Source organism: Mesorhizobium sp. M1338, from assembly GCF_040318045.1.
Lineage (GTDB): Bacteria > Pseudomonadota > Alphaproteobacteria > Rhizobiales > Rhizobiaceae > Mesorhizobium.
Genome location: NZ_JAMYLL010000057.1, coordinates 17558 through 28842, shown reverse-complemented (window position 1 = coordinate 28842; position 11285 = coordinate 17558). Strand labels below are relative to the sequence as shown.

Here is an 11285-nt window from a genome sequence, read left to right as displayed (position 1 = left end):
GTTTTGCCCCAGGTTCGGGGTGTTCGTACTATCCCATATCGGGGGGGCGCTTTTTTGGGTCGACTCCCCGCGCTGGTGGTGGGGGGGGTTTTTGTATTTGGGGGCCGCCGCCCTCGGGCGCGGCCCGAATTCTCTCGGTCAGGGGAGGTAAACCTAATTCATCGGACCTTTTTCTCCGGGCTTGCCAGGCAGCTCCTCGGGGAACAACTCGTATTTCGCCTGCTTGTCGGCCGCGACAAAGACCCGTTCGCGGATGATCGAATCCTCGGCCCAGTTGAACATGAAGATCGGCGTACCCTGCGGTATGTTCGAGAAACGCTTGTTGACGATCAGCGCGCCGGGATATTCCGTCAGACCGACATTGTAGACGTGTTCTGTCGAGATCTTCTGAAACTGTTTCATCAGGCTGGCGCGTTGGTCATTGTCCTGCGTAGAGATGAACTTGTTGACGATGTCGACGAGGTCCTTTTCGAAGGGCATCAGATCGACCTCGCCGTTCTCCGGCGCGCGATGGTCCCAGCTGGTGCGTGGACCAATCGGGACAAGCTGCACGGTGTTCTGCACCACCGACGTCAGTTCCTGTTCGTTGCGTCGGACCAGCCAGTCGAAGCGGCCGGAATATTGGGAAGCGTCGCGCTGGGTGCCGTTGAGGCCGTTGAGCACGATCCGCAGCCCAAGCTTTTCCATTTGGGCGACGACGCCTTCGGCAAGGCTCTTGTCTGTCGTGTAGTCGTTGTTGACCAGCATCACGATCTCGACATTCTTGCCGCCGGCGGTGCCGGAAGGGAAGTTCACGAAACCGTCGCCATCCGTATCCTTGAGGCCGGCCTTGGCGAATTCGGCCTTGGCGCCCTCGAGGTCGAAGGGGTAGTAGACGGTCGAATCGCGGTCATAGAAGCTGGTGCCCGACGACAGGCCGCCCGGATAGATGGCGGTGAACGGCCCCTTGACCAGCGAGTCGCCGAGCGCCTTGCGGTCGAGCGCCATGGTGACGGCCTTACGGAAATCATCGTTGCGATTCAGCTCGCGGATCGCCTGGCCGCGCTCGTCCGGGTTGCCCCAGCCATTGGCGGAAAAATTCATGCGTAGATTGTAGCCGATGAGCCGGGGGCCGAAAGCGAGACGGGCCGGCGCGTTCGCCTCCGCCGCACGCTTCAGCGACGCGACGAAGTTTTCCGGCTGCTCCAGATTGGAGAAGTCGGCCGAGCCGGCGACCGCCTGGACGTCGCGATCGGCCCAGGTCGACAGCTTGTACTGCAGCTCGTTGAGGTAAGGCAGCTGGTTGCCCTTCTCGTCAACCTTCCAATAGTAGGGGTTGCGGCGCATGACGATGATGTCGTCAGGCCGGTATTCGACCGGCACCCAGGCGCCCATCACCGGCAGGTTCATATATTCCGGCGGGAAAGCGTTCTTGAACTGGTCGTAGGTGTTCTTCGAATATTTCGGATGCCGCGGCTTCAGGATATGCGCGGGCCCGGGACAGAAGGTGCCATAGGCCATCGCATAGAGATATTGTTTCGGGAACGCATCCTTGAAGGTCCACTCGACGGTATAGTCGTCGATCTTCTTCAGCGTCGTGCCGACGCCGAAGGTTTCCGGCGTCGCACCGTTCAGCGGCGAGACGTTCGGGTCAACGACCTCGTCGTCCCAGTAAAACATGACATCGTCGGCGTTGAAGGCAACGCCATCAGACCATTTTGCACCCTCGACCAGGTGCATCGTCAGCTTGTGGCCGTCCTTCGACCAGTCCCAGCTCCTGGCCAGGTTCGGCAGCGGCTCGGTGTCCTTCGCCTCGACCTGGAACAGGGGCGCGGTGCGCGTCAGGCATTCGGAAAGGCCGATATCGATGCCGCCCCACCCTTGCGTCTGGCCCGCACCGTAGTTCCAGCCTTCCGGCCGTCCGCCGATGACATGGCGCATCGTATCGCCATAGACGCCGATGCCATCCTGCATGTTGCCCGTCTTGAAGACCAGCGGCTCTTTCGGAAGCCTGTCTTTCACCGGCGGCAGCTTGCCGGCCTTGACGTATTTCTCGGTGACCCAATCGGGCTCGTGATATTCGGGGAGTGCCTTGAACTCCAGAATGGAGTCACGCGCCACATAGTTGATCTTGCCCTCGGCGGGGAACGGTGTCGGCGCCGGCGGAACCGTCGGTTCGCTAGCGTATGCGTTGAGTGCCGAGACCGAGACGCTCAGCGCCAGTCCGGCAGCAAGGCCGATATTGCGTAAATTCCTCACTGTCTCTCTCCCTCTTGTTTATTCGGAGCAGTTTTACCTGCTCCGCTTCTCCTCGAACTCAAACGGCTTCATGGCAGTGGATCCGCCTCCCTTGGATCCACCATCACCGCATGTGGTTTCAGCCGGCTTGCGCCAGCGCGGCTTTTTCGGCGCGCAATTCCTCGATCGAGCGAACGCTGCGCCGTGCGGCGCCCGCCCACTCGCGGGTCTTCACCGCCGAAGTCGACAGCCGCTCCCTGGCGGCCGGGACCGCATGGGCGTATTGCGGCAGCCAGGCCGCCTGGGCGACGACCATTTCGTCGACCATTTGCCAGACCTCCTCCGGCGTCGAAACCGCGCCGACCAGCGGGTCGTGCAGCACGGCGAGCTTCAACAGATCGATGTCGCCTGCTATCGCCGCATGCACCGACATGCGCTGGACATTGATCGAGGCGATACAGGTGGCGGCGCAGGCTTCCGGCAACGTGATGCCAGCGGCCATGTTGATGCCGAAACGGTCGACGAAACCGGGCGACTCGACGATGGCATCCTGCGGCAGGTTGGTGATCACGCCATTATTTTTGACGTTGAAGTGGCCGCGATAGACGCGGTTGGTCTCCAGCGCCTCCAGTATGTGGCTGGCATGCTCGTTAGAGCGCTTCTCCTGGTCGATCGGCTTCGACGCCGCTTCGAGGAACCGCGGATATTCCGTTTCGAACCAGTTGCGGGTTTCCGTCGAATAGCGGAGATAACCGCCTGTCTCGCCGTGGATCCAGTCGGACATGTCAATCCAGCGCGTGATCTCGTCGGGACGTTTGCGGTACCAGGGCAGATATTCGGAAAGATGGCCGTTGCTTTCGGTCGAATAGACGCCGAAGCGCTTCAGGACGTCGATGCGCAGCTTCTCCTGCCGCGAATAGACCGGATGCGCCTCGAAGGCGGCCACCAGTTCGTGCTTGCCGATGGGACGGCCGTTCAGGCGCAGGTCGATGAACCAGGTCTGGTGGTTGATGCCGGAACAGACATAGTCGAGCTCCTGCGTGGACTTCGCGCCCAGGACCTCGGCGATCTGCTCGGCGCCGTGCTGAACGCCGTGGCAGAGCCCGACGGTGTCGACCTTGCCGTATTCGATCGCCGCCCAGGTGTTCATCGCCATCGGGTTGGCGTAGTTCAGGAATTTGACGTTCGTCTCGGCGACCTCGCGGATGTCCTTGCAGAAATCCAGGATCACCGGGATGTTGCGCTGGCCATAGAGAATGCCGCCGGCGCAGATCGTGTCGCCGACGCACTGGTCGATGCCGTATTTCAGGGGAATGCGGATATCGTCGGCGTAGGCTTCGAGGCCTCCGACCCGCACGCAGTTGATGACGTAGCGTGCGCCATCGAGCGCCTCGCGGCGGTCGGTGGTCGCCGTCACCTTGGTCGGCAATTTGTTTGCCTCGACGATCCTGTCCAGGATCGCCTTGATCATCTGAAGATTGTGCTCGCTGACGTCGGTCAGCGCGAATTCGATGTCCTTGAATTCGGGCACGCACAGGATGTCTGTGAACAATTTCTTGGTGAAGCCGACGCTGCCCGCACCGATGATAGCGATTTTGAAACTCATCAGCCGCACCTCATTCCATTCGAATTGCAGGCAAGGAATGACAATGGGAAGTTGTAGCCACATGCCGTGACATGTATGCGCGACAAGCCGGAATCCGGCTCACCAACCTCCCTGTCCGCTCCTCGACCGCGGATCTCTCTCGCTTTTCGACGGGGATTATGCGCTTATTCGCGAGCGCGACCAGAGAAGGATTATGCTTTCGAGGGTAATTTTGTGCTGCACGATTTGATAGCCAACGGACAATCCATGCGCACGATCTCGCTGCCGCGCGGTCGCCAGCGCCTGCATGCCATGCCGACGAGCACGGGCTATGAGGTGCGCGAGGACGAGATCTACGATTGGGACGGCCGCAAGCGCGGCCAGACACCGTTCACCGTGCTCCAGCACACGATCAGCGGAGCTGGCCGGCTGCGCTATGAGAACCGCAACTACCGGCTGCAGAAGAACGACACATTGCTGGTGCTGGTGCCGCACAACCACCGCTACTGGCTGGCTGAGGACGAGCGCTGGGAGTATTTCTGGATTTCGATGAACGGCGAGGAAGCGCTGCGCATCCACAAGTCGATCCTTAGCGTCTCTGGTCCTGTATTTCGGCTGCAGCCGGCGACGATCGATCATCTTGCCGATTGCAGCCTGCGCCTGATCAAAGGGGCTGCTTCGCCGGGTGCTGCTTCGGCGATAGCCTACGAGGCTGCGATGGCACTCTATGACGATGTCTTCGGCTCCCACGCCTTTGCCGAAAAACAGAGCGTCATGCAGCCCGTCATCGATCACATCAATGCCAATCTCGACAGGCCGCTGCCGGTGGCGGATCTGGTCCAGATCAGCGGCCTCAGCCGGGCCCATTTCTCACGCTGTTTCGCCGAGAGCGAAGGCCTGCCGCCCGCCGAGTTCGTGCTGCAGCAGCGCCTGCAACGGGCGGCGAAGCTGCTGACAAAGGCGGACTTCCTGCCGGTGAAGGAAGTCGCCATCCTGTGCGGCTTCGAGGACGCGAACTATTTTTCGAAGGTTTTCCGTCGCTGCTACGGCATTACGCCAAGCCAATTCCGCACCACCGGCATGTACGCGAGCATGAGAACCCCGGCCAGGCGCGGCGTCAGGGCCTCCGATGACGGGACCTGACACCGCCGCCGTTAGACAGGCAGCAAACTAGGCAGCGCGCAGACCGCCGCCATCCAGCCACTCGAGATCGGCCCGCGAAAGCGTGATGTCGAGGGCGCGCAGGCTGTCGTCCAACTCGTCCAGCGTGCGCGGCCCGATCAGCGGAATGGATGGGAAAGGCTGAGCGAGCACATAGGCGAGCGCAACATGGATCGGGCTCTTGCCAAGTCTCTCGGCGAGTTCGATCGCGCGGTCGCGGCGGCCGAAATTCCGCTCCGAGTACCACACCCGCACCAGTTCCTCGTTGTCTTGCTTGTCGCGCCCGGCGCGATCGGTGAAGAAGCCGCGCCCTTGGCTCGACCAGGCGAAATTCGGCATCTGCCTAGATGTCAGCCAGGCCTTCCACGCATCCGTGGAGGACGTGACGCAGCCAGCCCAGATCGGCTCCAACATTTCGGCCAGCGAGAAATTGTTGGACAGCGCGCCCGGCTTCTGCTTGCCGGTGTGCTCGGCATAGGCAATGGCCTCATCCATGCGTTCCATCGTCCAGTTCGAGCCGCCGAACGGGCCGCGGATGCGACCTGCCTTCACCTCGCGATCCATCGCATCGACGAATTCGCCGACCGGCACATCCGGATTGTCGCGGTGCATGAAGTAGACATCGACATGATCGGTCTGCAGCCGGTCGAGCGACTGGTCGAGCTGCTTGCCGATCACATCGGGATAGCAGAGCGGTGAATGCGCGCCCTTTGCGATGACCACCGATTGCGCGCGCACGCCGCGGTTTTTCAACCACTCGCCAAGCAGCTTCTCCGTATAGCCGGCGCCGTAGACATAGCCCGTATCGAATAGATTGCCGCCAGCCTCGAAAAACGCGTCGAGCAGGATCGAGCCCGAGGAAAACGTGCGGAAATCCTCGAAGCCGAGCGCCACCACCGATGCCGGCTTCGACAGGCCGGGGATCGTGCGCTTGGCGATCGCCGTTCCGCCGGACCGCAAAGGCCGGCCGGAGATGGTGTTGATACGTTGTTGGGCCTTCTCGATCCCGTATTCGAGGCCGGCCGCCGCCCGCCATCTGTCCAGCACACGCAACGTGCCGAGGCTTTCCGCCCATGCCATGCCCGGCCAGGCGAATTCCTGCCGTCCGGCGCGGATGGCCTCACCGGCTGCGTCGACCTCGAAGGAATAGACATGGCGCTTCTCGTTGACGCTGATGGTCTCGCGCGTGCCATCGGATGCAATGACGTCGATCTGGCCAAGGCCGACGTCGCGGTTGCCGCCGGCGAACCAGAAGTCCGGCACTTCGATGCGGCCTTTGGTGCCGAGGATGCGCAGAACATTGTCCTGGTTGAGCGAGATGCTGCAGGAGACTTCGGCGACAATGCCACCCGAGAAATGCAGCAGCGCCGAGGCCCATTCGTCGACGCCGGACTGGCCAAGATGGGCGGTGCCGACCACTTTATCCGGCTCGGCGAAGGGCTTTCCGGCTGCGGCGCCGGCAATCAGCCGCACCATCGAGACGGGATAGCCGCCGACGTCAAGAATGCCGCCGCCGGCGAGATCGTTGGCATAGAGCCGGTGCTCCGGCATGAAGCGCGGCATGGCGAAACCGAAGCTCGACTTGATCATCCTGACGTCGCCGATGACGCCCGATCTGATCAGTTCCACCAGCTTCAGCGTCTGCGGATGCAGCCGGTACATGAAGGCCTCGCCGAGAAACGTGCCGGCCTTGCGCGCGGCATGCATCATGGCGTCGGCCTCGAAGGCGGTCAGCGCCAGCGGCTTTTCGCACAGCACATGCTTTCCGGCCTCGGCCGCCTTGATCGCCCATTGCGCATGGCCGGGATGCGGGATGGAAATGTAGACCGCGTCGACGTCGGGATCGGCGAGCAGTGCGTCGTAGCCGTCGAGGATGCGGGCGCCGGGGAAACTCTCGGCAAGGCCAGGCTTGGCGGGATTGCGGGCACCGATGGCGACCAGCTTTCCGGTGCGCGAATCGGCCACGCCACCGGCAAAGGACTGGGCGATGCTGCCCGGCCCGAGGATGCCCCAGCGAATGGGCGTGGTTGCGGTCATTGTCATTCTCCTTGAAGGCTGGAAAGGGCGGCCGGTCAGCGCAGCCGCAGTCCTTTTTCATCGAACAGGTAGGATTTGCGGATGGAAACGGTGATCTCGGGCGTATCGGGGACCTTTGCCGCGTCGCGCTGGATCACCACGTCTTCACCATTGGCCGTTCTGGTGTAGAGAAAGCTCGTGCCGCCGAGATGCTCAATCACGTCGATGCCGACGACGAGGTCGGCGCCACCTTCTCCCGCACTGCCGAAATGTTCGGGCCGCACGCCGACGATGACCTTGCTCCCCACTTCGGGCGTAGCGCCTGTCAGCGGCTGGATGAAACGGGTCTTCTCCTGACCCGCCAGTTCGACGATCACGCCACGCGCATCGTGCCCGACAATATGGGCCTTGATGAAGTTCATCTTCGGCGAGCCGACAAAGCCCGCCACGAACTGGTTGTCGGGATTGTCGTAGAGATCGAGCGGCCGGCCGATCTGCTCGATATGGCCGGCGCGCATCACGACGATCCTGTCGGCGAGCGTCATCGCCTCGGTCTGGTCGTGCGTGACATAGATCATGGTGGCGCCGAGTTCCTTGTGCAGCCGAGAGATCTCGACCCGCATCTGGACGCGCAGTTCGGCGTCGAGATTGGAGAGCGGCTCATCGAACAGGAAGACCTGCGGCTCGCGCACGATGGCGCGACCTATGGCGACGCGCTGGCGCTGGCCGCCGGAAAGTTTCTTCGGCCGCCTGTCCATCAATTCGCTGATGCGCAGGATCTCGGCCGCCCGCTTCACCCGCCGGTCGGTGTCGGCCTTCGGGTTGCCGGTCATGCGCAGCCCGAAAGAGAGGTTCTGTTCGACGCTCATATGCGGATAGAGCGCATAGGACTGGAACACCATGGCGATGCCGCGGTCGGCCGGCTCGACATCGTTCACCACCTTGCCGCCGATGGCGATCTCGCCGCCGCTGATGTCCTCGAGCCCGGCGATCATCCTGAGCAGCGTGGACTTGCCGCAGCCGGAGGGGCCGACGAAGACGACGAATTCGCCGTCCTTGATGTCGATGCTGGCGCCATGGACGACCTCGAAGACGCCGAAGCGCTTGACGACATTGTTGAGCGTGACCGTTGCCATTCTGCCCCTTATTTGACCGCGCCGGCGGCGATGCCGGCGATGAAATGGCGCTGCAGCAGCACGAAGACGACGAGCATCGGCACCGTCAGCATGACCGCGCCCGCCATGATGCCGCCCCACGACACCTTGGTGAGGCCGATCAGCGTGCCGAGCGCCACCGGCGCCGTCATCGAACCGGGCTGGCTGTTGATCAAAAGCGGCCACAGATAATTGTTCCAGGAGGCGAGGAACAAGATGATGGCGAGCGCCGCCAGCATCGGCCGTGCCAGGGGCAGCGCGACGAAAAGGAAGATGCGCCATTCCTTCACGCCTTCGACGCGCGCCGCGTCGAAGAGGTCGTCCGGCATCATCGAAAAACTCTGCCGCATGAACAGCACGCCGAGCGAATTGAACAGCGGCGGCACGATCAGCGCCACCCAGGTGTTGGCAAGCTTGAAGTCGCGCGCCACCATGATGAATTGCGGGATCAGCACCACCGCATAGGGAAGCGTGATGGTGCCGAGGATGATGGCGACGACCGCGCCCTTGCCGAAGAACTGGTAGCGGGCCAGCGCCCAGCCGGCCATCGACGTCAGCAGCACCGACAGGGATGTGTAGGTCACCGCCACCGACACCGAAATGCCGATGGCGCCGACGAAGTTGGTGTCGCGCTGCAGATTGTTGAAATTGTCGATGAAATTGCCGTGCGGCAAAAGCTCGATGCCGGGGCTGAAGATGCCGTTGTCCGGCATGGTCGAGAAGACAACCATCATCCACAGCGGAAACAGCCAGATCAGTGCCAGCGGCGTCAGGAACAGATGCAGCGCGATGCTGCGTCCCAGCCTGGCGGAGGAACGCGAACTCATTTCGGTTCCCTCGTCAGCCACAGCTGCGCCAGCGTGATGGCGATCGCCAGGCCGGCCATGGTGTAGGCAACGGCCGATGCGTAGCCGAAATTGAGCGACCGGAAACCCTGGCGATAGAGCAGCAGGCCAAGCGTCTCCGTGCCGCCGCCCGGTCCGCCGCGCTCGGTGATCAGGAACGGCTCAGTGAACAGCTGCATGGTGCCGATGATCGACAGCACGAGGCAGAACACGATGACCGGCTTGAGTAGCGGCAGAGTGATGTAGAAGAACTGCTTGAGCTTGCTGACGCGGTCGAGCGTCGCCGCCTCGTAAACATCTTCGGGAATGGACTGCATGCCGGCGAGCAGGATGATGGCGTTGTAACCGGCCCAGCGCCAGGTCACCGCGATCATGATCAGCGCCATCGCCGGGGTGACGTTGGAAAACCAGTCGATCTTGGGCAAGCCGACGCTGTTCAGGAGCTTGTTGATGATGCCGAAATCGAGGTTGAACATCAGCCGGAACACCGCCGAATAGGCGACCTCGCCGACCACCACCGGGGCGAAGAAGGCAAAGCGGTAAAGGCCGCGCGCCTTCAGGAGCGGCGAGTTCAACAGCACCGCCATGACGAGCGCCAGCGAAATCATCACCGGCACCTGGATGACCAGGATGAGCAGCGTGTTCTTCAGCGCGTTGAAGAACGCCGGATCGCCGATCAATCGCCCCCAGTTGAAGCCTGGCGCGAACCGCCACGGCACGGTGCGCGTCGCCTGGAAGGAGATCATGAAGGAGCTGATGATCGGCCACACCCAGAAGACCGCAAAGATCAGCAGATAGGGCGCGAGGAAGCGATACGCCGTTGCATTCTGGTAGCGCATTTGTTGCCTCCTTTCCGCGTTCAAGGGTGGCGCGCCCTGCTGAAGCGCGGGGCGCGTTCGGCAATGGTCGCGGGCAGCGTCATGCCGCCCCGCGACCATCACGTCCAGATCAAGATTTGACGGGCAATCCGGTCGCCGCGGCGATCTGGCTTGCGGCGTCGTCGAGCGCTGCCTTGGCGTCGGGGTAGCCTCCGGCCAGATATTTGGTCTGCACGGCACGGACGATGATTTCGGCGTCGCTCTGGAACGGGGTGCCGCGGCTCGGAACGACCTTGGGCAAGGTGCCGAGAATGTCCTTCCACACGGCCTGGCCACCCCAGTAGGGCAGGCCTTCCGAGACATAGGGGTCGTTGAGCGCCGACACCAGCGAAGGCACCAGGCCAAACTCCTTGAGCATGGTGATTTGGCCTTCGTTCGTCTCCAGCGTGTATTTCAGATAGGCGTAGGCGGCTTCCTTGTTTTTCGACGCCGAAGTGATGGCCAACGACGACCCGCCGAGATTGGCGGCGCGCGGCCCGTCGGCGGTGAGGCTCGGCATCAGATAGACGCCCCATTTGCCGTTTTCACCGGCCGATTCGGTGCGAATGGTGCCCTCGTACCAGCCGCCATAAATCTGGGTGGCGACGGTGCCGGCCGTGTTGTTGGTGATCTTGGTGCCCCAGTCGGCCGACGAGATGATGCCGGCGTCCTTCATCTCCTTGATCTTGGTCATGGCATCGACGCATTTGGGCTGGTTGACCGTGATCGACTGCCCGTCGGCGGAGAAATAGGCGCAGCCCTGTTCGTTGGAGATCATGCGGAAGAATTCGCTATCGCCGTTGAAATCGGCGTTGGTCATGGTGACGCCCGGATTGGCGGCCTGGATCTTCTTGCCGGCGGCGATGAAATCATCCCAGGTCTTGATCGACGCCGGATCGACCCCGGCCTTTTCGTAGAAGTCGCGGCGATAGAAGGCGGCGACCGGGCCTGAATCCCACGGCATCGCATAGGCCTTCTCGCCGACTTCGAGTTCGGTGCGCTTGAAGTCGGGGAATTTCGCCTGATCCTCGGCTGTGTAGCCCAGCGTATGCAGGTCGACGAAGCAGTCGGGGAACTGGCTCCAGTAATTTTCGGCCTCGCCATTCTCGATCGAGACGATGTCGGGCAAGCCTACGCCTCCGGCGGCACAGCCGGCGATCGACTTGTCGTAGGTCGGCTGGTTGCCGAGATCCTGGACCGTGACCTTGACGTCGGGAAATTGCTTGTTGAAGCCGGCAATCGTCGCCTTCAGCGATGAAGCCGCGACATTCCAGCTCCAGATGGTGATTTCGCCGGACTGCGCATAGGCCGGGGCAGAGCCCAGGGCAAGCACGAGCGCGGCGCAGGTCATTGTGATGCGCATAGAAATCCTCCCATTCCATTTGCTCTCTCACTGTGAGCACGGCTAGACTATGCACTGGGCAGGGCCTGTCGCCGTCAAAGGGAATAT

At 62.2% G+C, this 11285-nt stretch carries 8 protein-coding genes; 1 reads left to right on the top strand and 7 read right to left on the bottom strand.

Annotation, left to right across the window (positions count from 1 at the left end; all coding sequences use genetic code 11):
* Positions 1 to 153: 153 nt before the first annotated feature.
* On the bottom strand, positions 154 to 2238 hold the full coding sequence (locus NKH19_RS29250) for an ABC transporter substrate-binding protein (RefSeq protein WP_352871518.1): 2085 nt from the start codon (positions 2236 to 2238) through the stop codon (positions 154 to 156).
* A gap of 118 nt (positions 2239 to 2356) precedes the next feature.
* Positions 2357 to 3823 carry an alpha-glucosidase/alpha-galactosidase gene (locus tag NKH19_RS29245; protein WP_352871519.1) on the bottom strand — a complete coding sequence of 489 codons (1467 nt, stop codon included), beginning with the start codon at positions 3821 to 3823 and terminating at the stop codon, positions 2357 to 2359.
* Positions 3824 to 3898: 75 nt separating this feature from the next.
* On the opposite strand from NKH19_RS29245, the gene NKH19_RS29240 reads away from it, so the two are divergent.
* Positions 3899 to 4945, top strand: a complete 1047-nt coding sequence (locus tag NKH19_RS29240) for an AraC family transcriptional regulator (RefSeq protein ID WP_352871521.1) — start codon at positions 3899 to 3901, stop codon at positions 4943 to 4945.
* 27 nt (positions 4946 to 4972) lie between these two features.
* Here NKH19_RS29240 and NKH19_RS29235 read toward each other — a convergent pair whose 3' ends face one another.
* From NKH19_RS29235 to NKH19_RS29215, 5 genes are all read right to left on the bottom strand, one after another.
* Complete coding sequence (locus NKH19_RS29235; RefSeq protein ID WP_352871523.1) at positions 4973 to 7000, bottom strand: aldo/keto reductase; 2028 nt, start codon at positions 6998 to 7000, stop codon at positions 4973 to 4975.
* Between the two features lie 35 nt (positions 7001 to 7035).
* Positions 7036 to 8115 (bottom strand): ABC transporter ATP-binding protein, encoded by a 1080-nt coding sequence (locus tag NKH19_RS29230; RefSeq protein ID WP_352871524.1) that lies wholly within the window; start codon positions 8113 to 8115, stop codon positions 7036 to 7038.
* 8 nt (positions 8116 to 8123) lie between these two features.
* Positions 8124 to 8960 (bottom strand): carbohydrate ABC transporter permease, encoded by an 837-nt coding sequence (locus NKH19_RS29225; RefSeq protein ID WP_352871525.1) that lies wholly within the window; start codon positions 8958 to 8960, stop codon positions 8124 to 8126.
* Complete coding sequence (locus tag NKH19_RS29220) at positions 8957 to 9817, bottom strand: carbohydrate ABC transporter permease (RefSeq protein ID WP_352871527.1); 861 nt, start codon at positions 9815 to 9817, stop codon at positions 8957 to 8959. The genes NKH19_RS29225 and NKH19_RS29220 overlap by 4 nt, the downstream gene beginning before the upstream one ends.
* A 109-nt stretch (positions 9818 to 9926) precedes the next feature.
* Positions 9927 to 11198 (bottom strand): ABC transporter substrate-binding protein, encoded by a 1272-nt coding sequence (locus NKH19_RS29215; RefSeq protein WP_352871529.1) that lies wholly within the window; start codon positions 11196 to 11198, stop codon positions 9927 to 9929.
* Positions 11199 to 11285 lie beyond the last annotated feature (87 nt).